The 20,675-nt window shown below is 43.2% G+C and carries 21 protein-coding genes; 15 read left to right on the top strand and 6 right to left on the bottom strand.

Annotation, left to right across the window (positions count from 1 at the left end; all coding sequences use genetic code 11):
* Positions 1–89: 89 nt before the first annotated feature.
* A complete protein-coding gene (locus ACTTK7_RS14640; protein WP_462868821.1) occupies positions 90–1,034 on the bottom strand; it encodes a DUF1541 domain-containing protein in 945 nt (314 codons plus the stop codon).
* A 560-nt stretch (positions 1,035–1,594) separates the two neighbouring features.
* Between ACTTK7_RS14640 and ACTTK7_RS14635 the strand changes: the two genes are divergently transcribed.
* From ACTTK7_RS14635 to ACTTK7_RS14620, 4 genes are all read left to right on the top strand, one after another.
* Entirely contained in the window at positions 1,595–1,897 is a 303-nt protein-coding gene (locus ACTTK7_RS14635) for a metal-sensing transcriptional repressor (RefSeq protein WP_462868833.1), read from the top strand.
* A 14-nt stretch (positions 1,898–1,911) separates the two neighbouring features.
* Entirely contained in the window at positions 1,912–4,296 is a 2,385-nt protein-coding gene (locus tag ACTTK7_RS14630; protein WP_462868820.1) for a heavy metal translocating P-type ATPase, read from the top strand.
* Positions 4,297–4,323: 27 nt separating this feature from the next.
* The gene (copZ, locus tag ACTTK7_RS14625; protein WP_462868819.1) at positions 4,324–4,530 is read left to right on the top strand and encodes a copper chaperone CopZ; all 207 of its coding nucleotides are present in this window, start codon (positions 4,324–4,326) and stop codon (positions 4,528–4,530) included.
* A gap of 135 nt (positions 4,531–4,665) precedes the next feature.
* On the top strand, positions 4,666–6,702 hold the full coding sequence (locus ACTTK7_RS14620; protein WP_462868818.1) for a heavy metal translocating P-type ATPase: 2,037 nt from the start codon (positions 4,666–4,668) through the stop codon (positions 6,700–6,702).
* Positions 6,703–6,817: 115 nt separating this feature from the next.
* Here the strand turns inward: ACTTK7_RS14620 and ACTTK7_RS14615 are convergent, their stop codons facing one another.
* Complete coding sequence (locus ACTTK7_RS14615) at positions 6,818–7,972, bottom strand: DUF418 domain-containing protein (protein ID WP_462868817.1); 1,155 nt, start codon at positions 7,970–7,972, stop codon at positions 6,818–6,820.
* A 902-nt stretch (positions 7,973–8,874) separates the two neighbouring features.
* On the opposite strand from ACTTK7_RS14615, the gene ACTTK7_RS14610 reads away from it, so the two are divergent.
* The 8 genes from ACTTK7_RS14610 to ACTTK7_RS14575 all read left to right on the top strand — a co-directional run bounded on the left by ACTTK7_RS14610 (position 8,875) and on the right by ACTTK7_RS14575 (position 15,805).
* Positions 8,875–9,486 (top strand): recombinase family protein, encoded by a 612-nt coding sequence (locus tag ACTTK7_RS14610; protein WP_462868816.1) that lies wholly within the window; start codon positions 8,875–8,877, stop codon positions 9,484–9,486.
* A 289-nt stretch (positions 9,487–9,775) separates the two neighbouring features.
* The gene (locus ACTTK7_RS14605; RefSeq protein ID WP_462868815.1) at positions 9,776–11,872 is read left to right on the top strand and encodes a hypothetical protein; all 2,097 of its coding nucleotides are present in this window, start codon (positions 9,776–9,778) and stop codon (positions 11,870–11,872) included.
* Between the two features lie 53 nt (positions 11,873–11,925).
* On the top strand, positions 11,926–12,708 hold the full coding sequence (locus ACTTK7_RS14600) for a DUF4145 domain-containing protein (RefSeq protein WP_462868814.1): 783 nt from the start codon (positions 11,926–11,928) through the stop codon (positions 12,706–12,708).
* Between the two features lie 88 nt (positions 12,709–12,796).
* Positions 12,797–13,129, top strand: coding sequence for a helix-turn-helix domain-containing protein (locus ACTTK7_RS14595; RefSeq protein ID WP_462868813.1), 333 nt, complete (start codon positions 12,797–12,799; stop codon positions 13,127–13,129).
* Positions 13,126–13,866 (top strand): ImmA/IrrE family metallo-endopeptidase, encoded by a 741-nt coding sequence (locus tag ACTTK7_RS14590; RefSeq protein WP_462868812.1) that lies wholly within the window; start codon positions 13,126–13,128, stop codon positions 13,864–13,866. Before ACTTK7_RS14595 ends, ACTTK7_RS14590 begins: the two co-directional genes overlap by 4 nt.
* The gene (locus tag ACTTK7_RS14585; RefSeq protein WP_462868810.1) at positions 13,856–14,470 is read left to right on the top strand and encodes a PIN domain-containing protein; all 615 of its coding nucleotides are present in this window, start codon (positions 13,856–13,858) and stop codon (positions 14,468–14,470) included. The genes ACTTK7_RS14590 and ACTTK7_RS14585 overlap by 11 nt, the downstream gene beginning before the upstream one ends.
* A gap of 84 nt (positions 14,471–14,554) precedes the next feature.
* Positions 14,555–14,989 (top strand): hypothetical protein, encoded by a 435-nt coding sequence (locus ACTTK7_RS14580; protein WP_462868809.1) that lies wholly within the window; start codon positions 14,555–14,557, stop codon positions 14,987–14,989.
* The gene (locus ACTTK7_RS14575; RefSeq protein ID WP_462868808.1) at positions 14,990–15,805 is read left to right on the top strand and encodes a hypothetical protein; all 816 of its coding nucleotides are present in this window, start codon (positions 14,990–14,992) and stop codon (positions 15,803–15,805) included. It begins immediately after the preceding gene.
* 208 nt (positions 15,806–16,013) lie between these two features.
* Here the strand turns inward: ACTTK7_RS14575 and ACTTK7_RS14570 are convergent, their stop codons facing one another.
* Positions 16,014–16,931: a cation diffusion facilitator family transporter gene (locus ACTTK7_RS14570; protein WP_462868807.1), complete on the bottom strand. Its 918-nt coding sequence runs from the start codon at positions 16,929–16,931 to the stop codon at positions 16,014–16,016.
* 12 nt (positions 16,932–16,943) lie between these two features.
* Entirely contained in the window at positions 16,944–17,513 is a 570-nt protein-coding gene (locus tag ACTTK7_RS14565; RefSeq protein WP_462868806.1) for a TetR family transcriptional regulator, read from the bottom strand.
* Positions 17,514–17,959: 446 nt separating this feature from the next.
* Here ACTTK7_RS14565 and ACTTK7_RS14560 point away from each other — a divergent pair, with 446 nt between their 5' ends.
* The 3 genes from ACTTK7_RS14560 to ACTTK7_RS14550 all read left to right on the top strand — a co-directional run bounded on the left by ACTTK7_RS14560 (position 17,960) and on the right by ACTTK7_RS14550 (position 18,740).
* Positions 17,960–18,187, top strand: coding sequence for a helix-turn-helix transcriptional regulator (locus ACTTK7_RS14560; protein ID WP_462868805.1), 228 nt, complete (start codon positions 17,960–17,962; stop codon positions 18,185–18,187).
* A complete protein-coding gene (locus ACTTK7_RS14555) occupies positions 18,187–18,489 on the top strand; it encodes a hypothetical protein (RefSeq protein WP_462868804.1) in 303 nt (100 codons plus the stop codon). Before ACTTK7_RS14560 ends, ACTTK7_RS14555 begins: the two co-directional genes overlap by 1 nt.
* Positions 18,490–18,590: 101 nt before the next feature.
* Entirely contained in the window at positions 18,591–18,740 is a 150-nt protein-coding gene (locus ACTTK7_RS14550) for a hypothetical protein (RefSeq protein WP_462868803.1), read from the top strand.
* Positions 18,741–18,946: 206 nt separating this feature from the next.
* Here ACTTK7_RS14550 and ACTTK7_RS14545 read toward each other — a convergent pair whose 3' ends face one another.
* Together ACTTK7_RS14545 and ACTTK7_RS14540 are read right to left on the bottom strand one after the other, a co-directional pair.
* Positions 18,947–19,267 carry a helix-turn-helix domain-containing protein gene (locus tag ACTTK7_RS14545; protein WP_462868802.1) on the bottom strand — a complete coding sequence of 107 codons (321 nt, stop codon included), beginning with the start codon at positions 19,265–19,267 and terminating at the stop codon, positions 18,947–18,949.
* Between the two features lie 451 nt (positions 19,268–19,718).
* A complete protein-coding gene (locus tag ACTTK7_RS14540; RefSeq protein ID WP_462868801.1) occupies positions 19,719–20,003 on the bottom strand; it encodes a DUF5839 family protein in 285 nt (94 codons plus the stop codon).
* Positions 20,004–20,675 lie beyond the last annotated feature (672 nt).

The raw sequence follows: 20,675 nt of genomic DNA, 5'->3' as shown, positions 1-20,675 counted from the left end.
ACAGAGCTTGTGGCTTATAGAAGAAACAAAAGTTCCCTCCATATAGGGGGAACTTTGTTTCGGCCAATGGTCGTTCACTAGAATAAAAGTTAGTTGCTGCTCAGTTCACTTTCCGTCAACCATTTATGGTTGATCACTTCTTCTCCGTCAGCGGTAGTGAAATCGACCATGTAAACCGTGGTGTTTTCCGCTGTATCAATGGTGGCCGTAGCGCCCTCCATGCCGGCCATGTGGGACACGTCAATCACGGCTTGATCGCCTGGCTGTAAGGATTTTTCGTCTGTATGATTTAATTCTTCATGAATCACCCATTTGTGATTTTGGACAAGATCCCCGCCGTTCGTCGGTTGGAACGTCACCGCATAGGCAGTGGTGTCATAAGCCCCGACAATGGTTGCTGTCTGTCCTTCCATTCCTTCCATATGAGCAGCTTCCATGGTGGCTTGATCCCCGACCTCAAATGTAGGATTTTCGGCTTTTTGTAAGTTATTCGGGACTTCACCCGAGCTGGAATGATTCATATTCATCTCGCTATGCCCTTCCATTTGATCGTGTGGCCCATTCGGGCCGTTTATCCCCCTATCCATCGTTTGTTGATGCTCTTGGGGATTCATGCTGCTCATCAAGTGTTTCATGGTTTCCGGTCCTACGATCCCATCGACCTGAAGGTTATGCTCTTGCTGATACGTTATCACATTTTCCCGGGTTTCTGGTCCGAAGATGCCATCCATCGTGGTGTCGATCTCTTGCTCGGTTAACATGTATTGAAGGTGACGAACATGCATGTTCGTGTCACCAGTGTTTAGAAGAGGCATGTCTTGCCCCATCCTTTGGCTCATAGCCATCATGGTTTGGGGACCTACCATGCCGTCCACGGCAATCTCAGCCTCGTCTTGAAACGCTTGCACGCTTTGTTTGGTTTCGGGACCAAACAGGCCGTCAACGTCGGTCGATATTCCATGGTCTTGTAACATTTGTTGGAGCATATGCACCATAGGGCCCTGGCTGCCTTCAGCCATTAAGCTAGATGCCATCATTTCTCCATGGGGAGATGACACCGAGTTGGGGGTATGGGAATCATCGCTTTGAGAAGCTTCCATCGTTACCGGGGCCACCAGTAGACCGAAAGCTGTTACTGTACTTGCTAATTTCATCCGTTTTTGCATCGTTTTCTTCCTCCTTGGAACATAAAAGTTAGTACACTAGTGGTTGTACCTTTTAAATATGGAGAAAATGTGAAGATTTTTAAAAACCCTCCATGTTGATTCATATTTTCCTAAAAAGTTACGTCAAGAACGCTTCCTCCGTTTTCTTCATCATTTCTAAACACGGTGCTTTTATAATATAATTGGACGATTTTCATGAAAAACTTTGATATAACAAGAACGTCAAACGCCGATGGCCTAAAATGATTAAATGGGAAAAAACAAGGTAACATATTGAAATCATGGAAAGAAGGATAAGACGAGAAAATTTCAGGGAAAGTTCCTGGCTTTGTTAGCAGTCATACCGGATCATGCATTCGTTTCCAAACAGTTGACTTTTATACCATACAGGGGTATAGTATAAACAAAGAGGGAAAGGGATGATTTTCATGGACCAATTTCTGCAGGATCACCCAACGACTCCAAGAACGCAAAAGGAACTAGATAAAGTGATGAATCGGTTAAAACGCGTGGAGGGGCAGGTTCGCGGGATCCAAAAAATGGTGGACGAAGACCGGTACTGCATGGATATATTAGCGCAAATCAGTGCTGTTCAATCCGCCTTGAACCATGTGGGTTTTGCTGTTACCGAACGTCACATCAATCACTGTGTCAGTGAGGCAATTGAGCGAGGCGAGGGCAAGGAATCCATCGAAGAATTAATGACGGTCTTGAAGCAGTTTGCGAAATAAAAGGGGGGAGTAGAATGGCCGAGCCAAATCATACGACACTGGGTATTACAGGCATGACCTGCGCGGCGTGTTCCAACCGAGTGGAAAAAGTGTTAAATAAAATGGACGGGGTGGAAGCCCAGGTCAATTTAACGACAGAAAAAGCCGCCGTCGACTATGATGCAGAGAAATCTTCTATAGATGAGATTACGAAAAAAATTGAGCATACCGGCTACGGCGTGCTAACAGAAAAAATGGAATTAGATGTTATGGGAATGACCTGTGCGGCCTGCTCCACCCGTATTGAAAAGGTGCTGAATAAACAGGAAGGGATTGTAGCCGCGAATGTCAATCTCACCACCGAAACGGCTTCCGTGGAATACAACCCTGGGGTAACAGACGCCGATGCCATCATCGGCAGCGTGCAACAAGTGGGATATGACGCGAAGCCGAAAGCGGCATCAGCGGAAAAACAGAGCCATAAAGAAAAAGAAATCAATAAGATGAAAACGAAATTGATGGTTTCGGCTGTACTTACAGCTCCGCTGGCCCTAACCATGTTGGTCCATCTGTTGAACCTCTCGATACCGGCCATCTTCATGAATGCGTGGTTCCAGTTTGCGTTAGCGACGCCGGTGCAGTTTATTATCGGCTGGCAGTTTTATGTCGGGGCCTATAAGAACCTAAAAAATGGCGGGGCCAACATGGATGTGCTCGTGGCTTTGGGTACGAGCGCTGCTTATTTCTATAGTTTGTACGAAGCTCTGAAAACCATCGGCAGCCCTACCTATATGCCCCACCTGTACTTTGAAACAAGTGCGGTCATTATTACGCTGATCCTGTTTGGGAAGTATCTGGAAGCAAGAGCGAAAACACAGACCACTCACGCGCTTTCGTCGCTGCTTAATCTGCAGGCCAAAGAAGCACGGGTGATCAGAGAGGGCGAAGAAATCATGATCCCGGTGGAACAGGTAGCCGTTGGCGACCGGCTAGTAGTCAAGCCCGGAGAAAAAATTCCGGTCGACGGTACCGTCGCCAAGGGAAAAACCTCTGTCGATGAATCGATGATCACCGGAGAGTCCATCCCTGTCGAAAAAGAGGCGGAGGCCATGGTGATCGGTTCCACCATGAACAACAATGGCTCGATTGAAATGCTCGCCACCAAAGTAGGAAAAGACACGGCACTTGCCTCTATTGTGAAAGTCGTGGAAGACGCCCAGGGGTCAAAAGCCCCGATTCAGCGGCTCGCGGATGTCATTTCGGGCTATTTTGTCCCAATTGTGGTTGGAGTGGCGGCTCTGACATTTGTTTTATGGATCTCCCTGGTACAGCCGGGCCAGCTGGAACCTGCGCTGGTGGCAGCTATCGCGGTGCTGGTGATCGCCTGTCCTTGTGCTTTGGGGCTAGCAACGCCGACGTCGATTATGGTCGGCACTGGCAAAGGCGCGGAGAACGGTATTTTGTTCAAAGGCGGCGAGCATCTCGAACGTACACACGCTCTTCAGGCCATCGTGTTGGATAAAACAGGAACCATCACCAACGGAAAACCAGAAGTAACCGATTTTACTGGTGACAAGGAAGCGCTACAATTGTTAGCCAGTGCCGAAAAAGGCTCCGAGCACCCACTTGCCGACGCGATCGTGTCCTATGCTACAGACCAGGGGATAGACACGCAGGACGTGGATGTCTTTCAAGCCGTCCCCGGTCATGGTATCGAAGCGGAAATTTCCGGCTATCGCATTCTTGTTGGCAACCGGAAGCTGATGCATAGGAACCAGGTGGATGCGGGCGAAGCGGAACAGATGCTGGCAGCGTACGAAATGGCAGGAAAGACAGCCATGCTCGTGGCCGTTAATGGTCAGTACCGAGGAATTGTAGCTGTGGCAGACACGATCAAAGAAACAGCTCCCCAGGCCATTGAAGAATTAAAAGAAGCCGGTTTGGAAGTAATTATGCTGACAGGCGATAATGAGCGAACAGCTCAAGCTATTGCTAAACAGGCGGGCATCGATCAGGTGATTGCTCAGGTGCTTCCGGAGGAAAAAGCGGCAAAAATCAAAGAAATTCAAATGAAGGGGAAAAAAGTCGCCATGGTCGGGGACGGGATCAACGATGCCCCCGCCCTGGCCGTCGCCGACATTGGCATCGCCATCGGCACGGGCACGGAAGTGGCCATCGAAGCGGCCGACATTACGATTCTTGGGGGCGAGTTGCTGCTTCTACCGAAAGCGATCAAAATTAGCCATTCGACCATTAGAAACATCCGCCAGAATCTCTTCTGGGCGTTTGGCTATAATACAGCGGGCGTCCCGATAGCGGCTGTTGGCCTGCTTGCCCCGTGGGTCGCCGGGGCAGCAATGGCGTTAAGTTCGGTCAGTGTCGTATCGAACGCCCTTCGATTAAAACGAATGAAATTGTAACAGCAGTAATAAAAGGAGGTGACAAGGATGGAAAAAACGCTCAATGTGCAGGGCATGACTTGTGGCCACTGCAAAATGACTGTAGAACATTCCCTGCAGGAGTTAGACGGGGTATCAAAAGCGGACGTTGATTTAGAAGCTGGCCATGTGGATGTGACATTTGATGACTCCAAAGTAAACATGGAAGCCATGAAAGAAGCTATTGAAGAACAAGGATACGACGTTGAGGTGTAAAAATACGTTGAAATACTCCGTTTAATAGGAAAAACGGGGTATTTCTATTAGAATCCGACCTTCATATATGCATGAGAAAAAATACGATAGGACCAGCTTTGGTCAACATAAACGTACAGAAAGGAAGGGTATATCATGGGAGATAAAGAAAAGGAACGTCACCAGGAGGAAGCTCATCATGCTTCCGATGATCACGACGAGCACGATCATCACCAGGGACATGATCATCACGAGCATCATGAAAGGATGATTCAGGACTTTAAACGCCGGTTTATCGTCTCGGTGATCCTGACGATCCCCATCCTGCTGTTAACGAGCGCCATTCAACAATTTCTCGGTTTGGAGTGGGGATTCGCCTTTGATTCTTGGATTCTCTTTGGTTTAGCGACGATCGTGTTTTTCTATGGCGGCTGGCCGTTTTTAACCGGAGCGATCGATGAAATCAAACAGAAGAACCCGGGGATGATGACCCTAATTGCCCTCGCGATTGTGGTCGCTTACGGGTATAGTACGATGGTCGTTTTTGGGTGGACCGGTCGGAACTTTTTTTGGGAACTAGCCACGTTGATTGACATTATGCTGTTGGGTCACTGGATTGAAATGCGCTCGATCATGGGCGCGTCGAATGCGCTGAAGGAATTGATCAAGCTTATGCCCAGTGAAGCCCATCGGCTGAACAGCGATGGCAGCACGGAAGACGTGCCGGTCGATCAGTTGCAGGAAAACGATCAGGTGCTGATTAAACCAGGGGAGAAGGTCCCTGTGGATGGGGTCATTATCGAAGGCTCCTCCTCCGTCGATGAATCCATGCTGACGGGCGAGTCGGTACCGGTGGAAAAAGCCGTGGATGAAGAAGTGATCGGCGGGGCGGTGAATCAGGACGGAAGCTTAACGATCCGGGTGTCCAAAACGGGCGAAGACACGTATTTATCGCAGGTGGTCACCCTGGTCCAGGAAGCGCAGGAATCGAAATCCCGGGCCCAGGATTTGGCGAATCGGGCAGCGAAATGGCTTTTTTACCTGGCCCTTGCGGCAGGGATTGGAACATTTATCATTTGGATAGCGCTTGGAAATGCGATCGATATGGCGGTTCAGCGGGCCGTAACGGTCATGGTGATTACTTGTCCTCATGCGCTTGGGCTGGCGGCTCCGTTAGTGGTTTCTGTCTCGACAGCGATTTCGGCTAAAAAAGGGCTGTTGATCCGCAACCGGCCTCCGTTTGAAACCGCCCGGAAGGTGGAAGCGGTTATTTTTGATAAAACCGGCACCCTGACGGAAGGGAATTTTGGTGTCACAAATATCGAGGCAGCAAACGCCTACGAGGAGAACGAAGTGCTGCGCTATGCGGCTGCGGTGGAACAACAGTCGGAACATCCCTTGGCCAGAGGCATCATGAGGAAAATGGAAGAGCAGGGGGGACGTCCTCCCGCCGTTCAGGAGTTTGAGACCATGACCGGAAAAGGATTGAGCGGAAACGTGGAAGGCCAACGCGTTCACATTGTCAGCCCGGGCTATATGCAGCAACAGGGTATTGATTATGACACAGCCATCTTTGAGCAGTATTCGGCCGAAGGAAAGACTGTGGTGTTCGTGCTGATCGATGACACGTATGCGGGGATGATTGCCCTGGCGGACATGGTCCGGGAATCCGCCAAAGAAGCAGTCGAAAAACTAAAGGAGCAGAACATTCAGCCGATCATGCTCACCGGTGATAATCAACGGGTCGCCGACTGGGTTGCCGGGCAGCTAGGTATTGAAGAAGTATACGCGGAAGTGCTCCCAGACCACAAAGCGGACCAGGTGAAAAAGGTGCAGCAGTCTGGCCGGAAAGTGGCCATGACCGGTGATGGGATTAATGATGCCCCGGCGCTCGCTACCGCAGATATTGGGATTGCTATTGGAAGCGGCACGGACGTCGCCATGGAAACGGCCGATATTGTGCTGGTGCAGAGCAACCCATTGGATGTGCTTTCCGTAATTGACTTGTCCCGAAAAACGTATCGGAAGATGATTCAAAACCTATGGTGGGCAGCTGGATATAATATCGTTGCGATTCCTTTAGCAGCCGGTATTCTGGCTCCCATCGGCATTCTTCTCAGCCCGGCGGTCGGTGCTGTGCTGATGAGTGCGAGTACTGTGATTGTCGCGATTAACGCCCAACTGCTTCGATAAGGATCGAGGACGAAAAAAGGTATGCAAAAAGCTGCTTCCTGGCTATTCAGGGAAGCAGCTTTTTGCTTTATTCCATGGGGGTTCAATACCCCGGAAATCCTAATTCCCACGGGCGTTAAGAGCGATCATGTTGATTACGGTCCGAGGGTTTACGGACTATGGGTATCCATTTTCGATGGGTGCCCATGCGCCATACCCACTCGAACGGTCCATAATAAAAGGTTTTCAACCACCACGGGCTGACGAGCATTTGCATCCCAAACAGAAGCAGTCCTATACTCAACGCAAAAATGTAGCTCGGAGAAGTCCAAATCCCTAGGCCATCAAAAATGGTTCGTCCGCTGGGCTGAAATAAACTCACGAAGATGAGCGATTGCAGAAGATAATGAGTGAACGTCATTTTCCCCACGGCTTCAAATGGTACAAGAAGCTTTGCTGCCCTGGTGGTGCTTGTTCCTAGTAGAAGTAGTCCCAAGCCCGCGCCCATGCTGACGAAAAAAGCGTAAATGTCATCCCAATGATGCAATAAAGGTGTCTCTACGCCCAAATAGATGCCTGTTTTTCCGAGGATTCCCAAAAGGAGAGAAGTAATACAGAACAGCCATTTTCGATGTCTTGCCCGCCAGGCGTGCGAAAAGACGCCGCTGCGGTAGGCATACATGCCAAAGAAGAAATAACCTAAATGATTAATCATAGAGGACCATTCAATCAAGAGGTATTCAATGCCGGTCGGGTATGTTCGATCCGGGGGCAGGGCATCTTTCAGCCATTGATGGGGATCCATCTGAACGGAAGTATACCCATCCAGCAGATCGATGCCTGTGGCATACCCCAGCCAAAACAAGAATGCGAGGCCGAGCAACCATCGGGTAGGGAGCTGGAGACAGCTGATTAATACGAGCCCTGCGGAGGCATACATCAGTAAGATATCTCCCGCCCATACGAAGTAGCCGTGAAGCCCGCCAATTAAAAACAGGACTAGTAATCGCCGGAACAGGATGGGATACGGGTTAAGGCCTTTCATATGTAATCGGTCATAAATAAGGACCAGGCTGATGCCAAACATGAGAGCAAATAATGGCCGAGCGCTATCTTCAAAACCAATATCTATAACGGTTGCAAGCGAAGGGTCCAGCCATGTTGAATCAACCATTGGGACCCGGGCAAGCCCAGAGATATTGACGATGAAAATCGCAAATAATGCCACGCCGCGTATTTGATCGAGGATATTGATGCGTGGTCCTTGGTTATTATCATAAGGTGTCGGCACTAATGAACCTTCTTTCTTGGTTGAACAGTCGGGGGTCAGAGTGATTGTAGACAGACCCTTACATATTGTAAGGAAAAAATGTGGAGAAAGTGTGAAGGTCGGTTTATTCCTCTAAAAAATATTAGTTGTTCATTCTCTAGTTAATAATCCTAGGTGCAATAAATTAGTATTACTATTTTTTGAATAGAGATCTAAATCAAGTTTGTTTTTTTATAAATCAAAAAATTTCATGGACCGTATGTATTAATAAAATTCAACATCATTCTTTAAAGGCCATAGCGTGCCTACTATTTGTCCGAGAAAAGAAAATTTATTTGACGTAACCCCAAGGAAAGATTCCCTTCCTTTTACCTCTATAAGGTTCAGAAATTTCTCTTTTAAGTCCCGTGATACAATAAAGACTGTCGTCCACTTTTCAGGCGAACACTTCCTGGAAAGGAGGTGTAACTGTGGAATATCTACTCAGCGACCTTCTATTTCCACTTATTGTGGTCATTAGCGGGAATATGTTCGCCTACTGGCTATATAGGCGACATAACAATCATTAGGGCGACGACAATAGCCGCACCACAGAAAAACCCCCAACGTACTAGCATACGTTGGGGGTTTGGTGTAACCAATGAAATATCTACTCTTACACGCATTATATCATATATCTTAGATATGTAAACGGTATAGGAACCATATAGAGGGGGCAAACATTCCATGTAATAATTGCAGACTTATACATGTATCAAAAAGTAGACTTTTTGATACATATACAAACCATGGTCAAATCCACGGTTTTTTCCTTTCAAAACATCTAGAAATCGTTTTTGATATGTATCATAATGAACAGGGGGGTTATGGGTGGTTTTTAGCCGTCATTTCTTCATTCATTTCCAAAAAGGGAGTACATAACTATGGAGTATCGGAATTATGGATACATACGCGTCAGCAGCAAAGATCAGAATGAAAGCCGGCAATTAGCTTCGATGCGAGAAGCAGGGATCTTGGAACGGGATATTTTTATTGACCGGGCCAGTGGCAAAAACTTTCAGCGAGACCAGTACCAGCTGTTGAAACGCATCCTACGGAAAGGGGATGTGCTGTACATTCATTCGCTGGATCGATTCGGACGGAACAAGGAAGAGATTCTGCAAGAATGGAATGAAATCACGAAAACGATCCAGTGTGATATTGTGGTGTTGGATATGCCGTTGCTGAATACCAAAGAGCAAGACGATACCATGAAGACGTTTATTGTGGATCTGGTGCTGCAGATCCTTTCCTGGATGGCGGAGGAGGAACGGACACGGATTCGCGCCCGTCAGCGCGAAGGCATCGATACGGCCCAAGGGCAGGGCGTAAAATTTGGCCGACCGGAAACGCCGATCACCGAAGCATTTAAGGAAGCTTACTGGGAATGGAAAGCTGGGGAAATTAAAGCCGTCGATGCGATGCGGCGATTGGATCTGTCGAACAGTACATTCTATCGAATGGTGAAACGATACGAGAAAAATTATGGTACGTGAAATTAATAAATAATTTCTTGAAAAACGTTGATCACCAAGACATATCGAGAATGGAACACTAAAATTATTTATCAGCACTTTTTATTATTTGGTTAGCAGGCTTGAAATTACTGAATAAACTTACTTTGGGAGAGATAAATTTTGTAGGATATAATAATTGCCTCAGGGATTACGTCTACTGTCGTAACTACTCTATTGCCGTTTTTGTTTAAAAAACAAGTAAGTAATTGATTTAAAAAATGAAATACGATACGTAAAGTTACTTAAATAACATTGGAGGGATTAATGCATGAATTTTACACTATTCAAAGAATATATAGATCAGTCTAATGTCAATGAAGCTTCATCTTTTCTCGTAGAACTTTATATACATAATACGGATGAATTCAAAGAAAAACTTTTACAGAATGATATCTTACCAAAACCGATTGATACGAAAATCTCTCAAGAAAAGTTAAATATTATATTTAAATCATTTATATTAGCAAGTAAAGAACTTAGGGATAAAGATCAGGATTTCGTGGACTTCACAGAAAAATTTCATGAAGTTTTTCTGGCAATTAAAACTATAAATAAAAATGTAGTTAGTTATCTTGAGGAATTAGAGAAAAATCTTTTTTCTAAATACACGTTCTCAGAACAATTGCAAATGATATGTATCTTTATAGAAGACCAAAATAGATTACTTACCAAACAAAATGAAAATCAAGAAGGCTTTTACACAGGCATGGAAAGTCAAGTTGCTAAATACAAAGTTAATGACTCTGAAGATGTTAAAATCTCGCAGTTAGATTATTCTGAAGCATTGATAGAAGGTTCGGAAACCTTAATCAGGTATATAAATAATAATGCTAAAAACTACGATAACGAAGAAAACTTTGACCACAATGAAATATCTCCTTATGAATTACCTAGTTTTGAGCAAATCATATTCTTTGCCAACAGAAGAAATTTGTTAAACAATATTTGGGAAAAATTCAAATTTAGAAAATGGAAAATAAAACCGATAAAAAGTAACGGCGAAATACAAAATCTATTTGAACCAAATTCAAAAGAGAATTATTTGAAAGAAAGGATAGCCATAGAGAGATACAATTATAGAGAACATATCAGTATTCAACAAACAAATATAATTCAAGAGCATAAAAACCAAGAGTATATGAATGATTTAGTCAAAATTACTAAAAAACTATCTGATCCAATACAAGTTTTTGAATTAGATAAAGCTTCGTTTGACCGTTCAAAAAAAATAATCAAAAATTTGATCAATGCTCAATTACACTCACTTGACGAACTTTACTTTGAACTGGAACATAAAGGTTTGAAGGTTACTGATTTATTAATGGGTCTCGAGTATTTATTTACTGTTAGTTTAATTCATAGAACCACAGCTTTAAATATGTTCGAAGAAAAAGAAAAAAGAAGTAGTTACAAAAAATTATCTCCTATTATTGATAAAAAAACTTTGATTACACAATTCACTTATTTATATGAAATAAATACAAAATTAGCAGAGATGATAATTGACGCATTTACGTTTCTTAAAACCTATAAATTAGATGTTTTTTCTCAACCCTTAATTTCAATTAATGAGAATAAACTGATATTTTGCCCTAGTTTAATCACACAAATGAATATAGCAAGAACTATTGAAATGTTAGCCACAAACTGGAATGCACAGATTTCTGATAAGGGTACAAACTTTGAAAAAGAGTTAAGATCTACTCTTTCACTTAATCCATTTGTCGAAGTAAATAATCAAAAAATTGAATTTGTAGCTTATGATGGAAAAAAAGTAGAGTTTGACCTCATAGTAAAATTTAAAGAACACATTCTATTAATAGAATGCAAACATTTAAAAAGACCTTTTTCTGAACAAATGAAAAAAAATGCTTTGCAAGCTTTGGATGAAGGAGCCGATCAAGCCCATCGCAGAGAAGAAGTAATAATAAACGATTGGGAAAAGATAAAAAAGCTAACTGACTTTGATTTACCAAAGTTCCCACCTCAAAAAGAAAATATCATAAAGATTATTTGTACAAATGTATTCGATTTTACTTCTGTATCTAGAAATGAAGTCCAAGTTATCGATGCTTCTTCCTTATTAAAATTCTTTATATCCCCTGAAGTTAAACTTTACTCCAATGGAGAAGAGGTAAATGAAAAGCCTCATACGCACCTATGGGAAAAAGAGGAGCCCAGTATAGAAGAATTTAAAAGATTTCTAAACGAGCCTCTAGCAGTGGGTTTCTATAAAGATTATTATAAAGAAATTTATAAACCAATTTTAAAAACACATAAGGATGATAATAACATTTGGTTTTTTGATTACAACTTAGTAGAGGACCCATTTCAAGATTTTAAAGAAAATCCTTCTAGTAGTTAAAATGAATGAAAAAGCAGTTGATACTAATAATTCAATTTTAAAAGGAGAAAATCATGACTTTTATTCCCCCAACTTTAGAAAAACATAGTTATTCTTGTCCGCACTGTAAATCAATCGCTCCCCAGGATAAATTCTTTTTCAATGCGCAGGACGATCTTGGACATTCTTTATCTATTCAGTCTATGTATTTAAAGTTATATGGTACAGACGGTGACGATATAGAGGATTACAAGCATCATTTGAGTAGCATTTTTAACAATAATGGTGTCATATATCAAGATGAAGTTAATAATGTGATGCGTAATAGCAAGGTTTTATCAATTTGCACTCAGTGTTTCGGTTTTGGTTTTTGGATTTATAGCGAACTCGATGATTCATATCAAATGGTGTACCCTGTGACTCAACCTGTAATGGAACCTGAAGAAGATATGCCTGATAATATAAAAGAGCTTTATAAAGAAGCCTCTGCTTGTTTTCCTCATTCCAAAAAAGCTTCATCAGCGTTATTAAGAACAGCAATTGAGTTATATTTAAAAGACTACTTAAACCTTTCTGGCGGGTCTCTATATAAAATGATAGGGAGTCTAAAAGAAGACGCACGTATACCTAGTGATTTGTATAAGGGGCTCGATGTTTTACGCTATTATGGAAACGAAGGCGCACACCCAGGCAGCATAAATCTTAATGAAGAAGAAGACATAGTTTTATTTTTATTTAAATTAATAAATGAAATTGTAAATGTCACTATCACTCGTGATAAAGAAATTGACGAACTATATTCTGCTCTTCCTCAAGGGTACTTAGATAGTATTGGGAAGCGTGATTCTACTAATTAATTTTCACGGTGCCTGTAAAGCATTTAATTCTTTTTTGTATACATGTTTACATTAAATGTTATAATAAATGTAAACAGGAGGTGTTTTCATGAACACACAAGAACGAGTACGTACGCGTATAAAATCGTGGTTAAACGAAGAAAATCAATCCTATGAATGGTTAGCCAATCAACTGGGCGTCAGCAAAGGTTTGATCGGCCACATGCTGGCCGGAAAACGAACCATGCAGCCTCATCATATGGAACAGGTAGCACACCTTATGGGCCTATCCGTTTCTGAACTTCTTACGCAGGACAACAAGGGCCAAGTGACCGTGCATTTGCGCGGAACATTGTCGAATCGGCGCTCCAAACGAGAACTGGATAATGTCATATTCGCCGTAGAAGACTATTTGGGCTTACAGGAGCAACTGCGTCCATGAAGCATCGACAAAAAGCAGAACAATTTGGAGAAGCATTCGCGTTGGATTATTTGGAAGATACGCTCGGCCATGATGTCTTTATTGGCGCTTTGATCGAGCGCTTGGTTGCTGATGAAGCTCACGTGATTTATCAATGGATCGACGATGAAGCTTACTTTGGAGCGGCCATCACCTCCCCAGCCAAGGAGCAGTTTATTGCCATCAATACGTTTCATCCTCTACGCCTCCGGTATTTCACGGCTGCGCACGAATTATGGCATTTAACGAAAGCTTCTGTCGCGGCCGAGGACGATCCTTCGTTTGATCATGAACGGGCGGCGGACCGTTTCGCTGCGGGCATTATGCTTCCGAAGGCGTTAACCAAGTCGTTGTGGCAGCGCTTCCGGAAAAAGTATCCTCCGGCCGAAGCCGTGCTACATCTTGCTGATATGGCAGCGGTTCCGTATGAAACGGTCGCACGACGATTAAAGGAATTGGATGAGAAACCCGTTCATCTGACATGGGATGAAGAAGCGTGGAGGACGTACCGCGAGGAAGTGGGCCTTCCCCGCTCCTCTTTCGATCAGCCCATGCACGAACAACAATTCATCGCTTATGAACAGACGGTTAACCAAATGGTCGAAGCAAAAGGATTAGACAAATTGACGGCCGCAAATAAATTATCCCCCTACGCTCCCAAACAGGCGGAACGGTATCAACGAGACGTGGTGGAAAAGGATCAGCGTGATGGCACCTAGACAGCCAGCGTTCATTGATGCCAATGTCCTGATTGAAGCGGCGGCCTATCAGGCGGAAAATATCTTTGCCTGGTTAACGAACGTATATGAAGCTATTTACATTCACCAACAAGTCCTCGAAGAGCTTCAGCTGTCCTCTGTTCGACGGCGCGTGGAAGCTTATATCGACGATGGCACGTGGACGAGATTTGATCCAGAAGATGAAGAAACCCTGTCCGACGATGCCTATGCGATCTATGACAGCTATGTGGCCGATATGCGTCAGGCGTTTACTACTTTGAACCACAAAAAGAAAGCTGAAGGACGCCGATTAAAGCATACCAACGACCTCGGGGAGATCCATTGCCTGGCTGCGGCCCTCATCCTCCAGGTAGGTATCATCTGCAGCAACGATTATGATATCGGCGAAGTCATCACCGATGAACCGCTTACCATCACGATAAAGGATGAAGAAGTAACCATGAGCCAGGACACCTTGGTAGAGGTTTGTTATCACGTGATTCATCACGGTATTAGCACCAAAAGTAAGGCTCGAAAGTTCCTGAAAATCGTTGGATCGAGCGATGTCCGGGATTTGGATGTCCTTCTTGAATCAAGAGGATAGTGATTATTTTCTAAATGAATACTTAACGAACGATCATCGTTAAAACCTTATCACGGATCGTAAAATGATAGAGGGAGGGGAAACGTGGACTTCCAGATTAATATTCCTACAGATAATGATGGATTTTATTCACTAGAGTGCCCTTATTGCCAAGATAAGTTTAAACTTCTTCCTGCACAACGAGATAACGAAGACATTTTGGAATTGTTCTGTCCTTATTGCGGATTAGTAAAAGAAAAGTCGAGTTTTATTCCTCAAAAAATCATAGAGCATTTTCAGACAGTCGCAGTCAATCAAATGCGAAAAGAAATGTATCAAGCCGTTAAAAAGCCTAAATCCAAAAAGAAAAATTCAAACGTCACATTCGAGATGAAAAAACCGAGAGAAGAACTCCCAGCACTACTAAAAGAGGACGAAGAGCTAGAACAAGTAAAAATGATTTGCTGTAATAAAGTAATCAAAGCGAAATTGACTCAAAACGTTTCTAATCTATACTGTCCTTATTGTGGAGTGAATTAAATGAGCTCAGAAATGGAATTAACAGAAAAAGAATACAAAAAACTATCGTTGAACTTCAGACGTGCAGCAAGTAGATTTTTAAATACAAGTCACCAAAATGCTAATGACAACCTTAAAAGATTTTTAGCCTTTATCGAAGATAGTTCGGTAATATCCGATTTTATTGCATCACATAGTATTGAAAATTATGATATGGAAAAAAGAATAGGGCAAGGTGAAAGAAAAAGCTTAAAACTCCCAGTAGGACAATCAAAGGAGATAGCTTTTATTTACCAAATGCTAATATATATTCGCGACCACAATATCGACTATTTAAATACTGCCCTACTTTACAGTATGAAAAAGAAATTACAAGATACGGTCAAAGAGTTTAACTATGAGATCGTTAAACCCCTGATCGATCATATTGAATCCTATCTTCAGGAGGTAGCTATTGATATGGACTTGGATAAATCCTCGAACACGCAATTCAACATTCATGATTTTAGCGGGCAGTTAAATCATGCAGAAGGTCAATCAACGATCCATGCGAAGCAAACATACAATGAAAATGATTTAAAAGAAGTGAAACAGCTTGCCTCCGAATTTGCTCAAGCTCTAAAAGAGGATAACTCTGTACAAGAAGACGACAAGGAAGAAGCAGTGGAGTTAGTTGAAGCAGCCGTTCAAGAAATCGAAAGCGAAAAACCTAGAAAATCTATTATTAAGTCTGCCATGACTAGTATTAGAGGGATTAATGAAATCTCCGTTGCTGGATCGAACACAGCAGACATAGGTGCGAAGCTTGCAGAAACATTCCAAGGATTTCTTGTATAATTTACTGTCTAGCAAAACGAGCAAGTCCAACATATAAGCCTGTTGGACTTGCTCGTTATTTTTATATTCAGACATAAACCGCTAACTTTCAATAATCTCCTTTGTGTTAACATATTGTGAAAAATGGTCGACCGCACTTAAAAATCAGCGCAATCCCTCATTTGATTGATTTTTCTGTAAGACTAACTCCCCAAAGCTTATCTACCTTTTAGTCATCAAGGGCCCAATGCCGATCGGCCATGAACGAGACCGTCAGCCACTTTTTGGGCGTTGCTCCGGTCAATACTTCAGCCAGTTTCTCCCGCATTTCATCTTGTTTTCTTAAGGAATTGAGGGGGCTGCTTTCCAGCGCCACAATATCAATTTCCACCCAAAGGGTTCGCCCGACCTTGGTCATCCGCAGAAAGCTTTCTTCGACATTATAGTCGAAAGCAAGCTCCTCTAGCGTGGCCTCCATGCGACGGCGTATCCCTTCATGCGAGCTCATCGCCAAAACCTCCCGAAGGGCCAGACGCATTTCTTTCAGCGGAAACCGCAAAAAGTACACGGAGACGAGCAGCACCATGGCGGGATCGACATAAGGAATAAACGCCGGGAACCACTGAAAGCTTTCAAGCACGAAGGCAACGAGAAATCCCACAAACACTCCCATACTGACGAGCGTATCCATGAGCCACTGATTGGATTCCGCCTTTAATAAGGCCGACGCCGAACGAGAAGCTTGCACGTGTAAATAACGGGCGATAGCTCCACACGCGAGCAATCCAATCAACGAGTAGACAAACGCCGGTCCTACCTGCATGTCCCGGCCGCCCTGGAACAGGGACACGAGGGCGGCCGCGGCCGAACCCGCGATCAACAGCAGAATAACCATGTACTTGAATAACACCACAAGAGGTTCCACGATATCTAACCCGAAGGGGTACCGTTTCCAGTCGGTCGTTGTCATCCATGTCGCCGCCGCTAGCGATACACAGGAGAGCGCCACACCAACCAGCGAATATAACCCGTCGAAGACAATCATTTGCGATTGGAACCATAAGCCCAAGACCATCCCGGTGCCTGAAAACAGCACGGTGGCCATGATCGAGATCCAAAGGATGTTCTTTTCTTGTTTCACATTCATTCGATCGCCCCCTTATCTTGCGAGCGCTCGTACAAGCATGCGCTTCAGTTCGGTTTGGGCCTGCCGTTGATCGTTCGTCCCCGACTGGGATAAATAATGGCTTTCTGCGGCGTGCTCGACCAGGCCGATCGTGTTGTTGACCATCGGTTTCAACTCCAGTTCATTCGTCAGTTGATGGTGCTGTCGTAATTGCACGAATTGCGATTGCAGCCACTCATAATAGGGGCGATAAATCGCTTCCCAACGCTCAAAGGAGTAATAGAGCGACATCCCGCCATAGCACATGCTGATCGAATCCTGAAATTCTTCCGTGATCTGAAACGTGATGGCAATCACGGTATCAAGAACTTCAGTCAGGGTGCCCGCATCTCCATGCGCTTTCATGCGAACCAGCTGTTCGTTTAGGATATGAGAAGCAATGGCTGGCACGAGCTCTTTTTTCGATTCGAAATAATTATAAAACGTCCCCTGTGCGACGCCGGCTTCCTTCACTAGCTGGGAGACCGACGTTTGATCGAACCCTTCCCGATGAATGACGGTGATGGCCGCTTCCAATAATTGATCGTAAGTGGTTTGTTTCATGGTTGCCTCCTGAAAATTATACTCATATTATCATTAGTGACTGATTGTCAGTCACTAATGATAATACTAAAACGATTCGATAAAAGCAACCTACTAGAAACGAAGCAAACCTCGTTGAAGCAAGACACTTATATTTTGCCAGTAGCGAAGCAAATTCTGGATAGTCTCAGACGGACTTTTAAACGGAAAACACCCCGTTTTTGGCTATAAAAACGGAGTGTTTAGGGTAGTATCCAAAAGTTAAGAGTTTTAGATAATTATTATCATAGATCGTTAAGCCAAACATTTGTTAATAAACAAATTTTGAGAATGCTAATAAACAATGAATGAATGAGAATAAAATGAAAAATCATATTTTCTAAGCGACTAAAAGTAAAATAAATTTTACTTTTAGTTAAATTTATTTTACAATAAGTTTGATCGGCTTCACTATAGGAGGAGAAAATGTGCGTGGAGAAAAACGTTTATCAAATCGAATGCGAGTTTTAAGAGCTGAGAAAAAAATGACCCAAAAAGATTTAGCTAAAACAATCGGCGTTAGTAGACAGACTATTATTTCAATTGAAAAAGGTAATTATACGCCGTCGTTAGTATTGGGATTTGAAATAGCAAATGTTTTTAATGTTGGAATTGATGACGTATTCCAGTATGAAGAAATGAAGGAGGATTCATAATGTCATCATTATTATCTATTGGCATTATAGGATATGTATTGCTTTTTTTTGCCTCTGTGTTTTTCAGTTTGAAATTTCAATTTGGAGAAGAGAGCAATGATGAGCGTGGGAAAAAGATACTGAATACATCTTATGGATTTGCTTTTCCGTTAGTTATTTTAGGCTGGTTTATTATTTATTTAATTGATGAGTTTGTATCATCTTTTTCTTTAGAAAGTTACCAGACAGCAATATGGATATTAGTGACTGGCACGTATATTATTCACGCTGTTACTTTGTTTAGTTTAAAAAAATTATCATAGTCATGCTGTCGTAAGGCCATTCCCTAGTTATTAATAAGGAACGGCAACAGCATGGCTTCTCAATCCTTTCATAGACTATTTAATGGGGGAGGTGGGTCGGAATGAAAATTAAAACCTTTTACGCTTTAGATAACAATAGATTAGATAAAAAAGTTAACGAATTTTTGAATGATAATATTGAAATAGTAGATATAAAATTCAGTAACCCATTATTCTATTTTTCAGCTATGGTTATGTTTAATGAAAAATAAAGCCATATTACTAAAGAAACAAGTATTGCGATACCTCATAAAGGCGCAATGCTTGTTTCTTTCATAAAAACTGCTGATAATCGTCATTATGGTAACTGATTTTTAGTGAAAACAGTACGGTAGATGAAATTATGATCTGCTATGTAAATGAAACGTAGCCGTTTTCGATTCCATTCGAACGGCTACGTTTCTTCTGTTTGATGTTCTCAAACTTTTTCCGTGACTTCTTGTTCGGCAATATCAGGATGGTTCCAGTAAATTTCGAGCAGCCGACGAGAAGAACCACTTGGCGTATTCGTTCCCTTTTCCCACGCCTCCACCGTTTTAGTAGAAACTCCTAAAACCTGGGCAAAGACGCGTTGGGTAAAGTGCAGCTGCTCGCGCAATTGCTTAATCTCTTCGGGCGTAAAAACTTGCAAGGCTTTAATAGCTACGTTTTTTCGTCGTCCTTTCGTTTGATCGCCTTCGCCAAAAGCCACTGCTTCTTCCATGCTTTTTTTCATCTCGTCAAAAAGAGAAGATCCCATGTCTAACGCCTCCTTATGGCTGACCATATAGTTGTTTCAACTGGATGGACAGTTTCTTTCATTCATTTTTTTCTTCTTTGGATAAGCTTGCTTGTTCCGATTTGGTGAAAATCAAAATGCAAATCGTTCGATCGGTCACGGGGATATTGAGATAGACCACACGATATGAACCACTTTTTCCCTGATTCGAACGAGAAGGCGCAAAACGCATTTTTTTAATGCCTCCGGTCCCTGTTTCCGTGTCTCCCCGTTCCGGATCTTCCAGTAACAGTTGCTCCAGTTCTCGTCAATCGGTATCCGACAACTTCAGTCGTTCCCAGCGTTTATCGAACGTCGGGGTATAAATAAATTCTCGATGCATAAGCCCTCCTGATACTCTTCTATTTTACCCTATATGATAGGGTTATTCAATGTGTACAGATGCTAGATGACTAACACCATGGATGGATCGTTATGCTTCTTGGGCGGGGGAAGCAGGCGCTCGTTCGACCACGCTCACGACTTTCTTATACATTTTTCCGGTCTCTTCAAATTCTTCGCGAAAGACATTCATCACGAGCACCGTTCGTCGTCCGTGGTTGGTATTCACGAGGACGATATCTCCCTGCTGAATCGGATCTTCGCGCAAGCGTTTGGGAATGTTCCAGGTGTATAGCTGGTTCGTGTTTAACACCAGCGCACCGTTTTCCTCTCGACGGATAATATGAAAAGCAGCAATCGTATTGTTTGTTTTCATGTGTCTCTCTTCCCTTCAATAAATGATCAATAAAAGGTAACTATATGTTCAATCGTTGGTCCTCATCCAGTCGAAGATGGAACGATTTCCTGTTTCGTTGTTGGCTTTTGCTGTTCACTATGTTGATTCGTGGGCTTGCCATAAGATCCATGTTTTGGTTCTCTATCACGTTCCCATCATGAACACGTTTGGTTCATGTCGAGACCGATATTGGTTGCCTGTTGGGACACGTTCCGAGCATTTCATGAGCTCGATCGGGAACACGATATAGGCTCTGATGGTGTTCAGGAATGGGTCATTTTTTGACCAGGGGTTGGTCCATAATCGATCGTTGACCGGTTATCGAATCGTTAAAATCTGTCTCACAAGTGTCACACACCCCCGGTTTTGTACTCAATGTTGTCACAGCGCTGTCTCACACGTGTCACAAAACGCCTTTTTGATGTCCCCATGAAAAATCCGGCACTGCCGGATACCCCAGCTCGTCTGGGGTCACTTTTCCCTTATGCTCTTTCTGGATTTTAGCTTTTACAGGGTAGGTGTTCCGAAATAAGGTTAATTCATAACAGGTAGCGTGTTTGATTTTTACTGTTGGTTCGTCCGGCTATCGTTAGCAAAACGACGAACCTCTTCGACCATCGAGGGGACGGACGAACCTATGATCACGTCCAA

Source organism: Marinococcus tarijensis (assembly GCF_054971385.1).
Note: the sequence above shows the minus strand (reverse complement) of the source record. Positions and strands in the feature narration are given on the sequence as shown.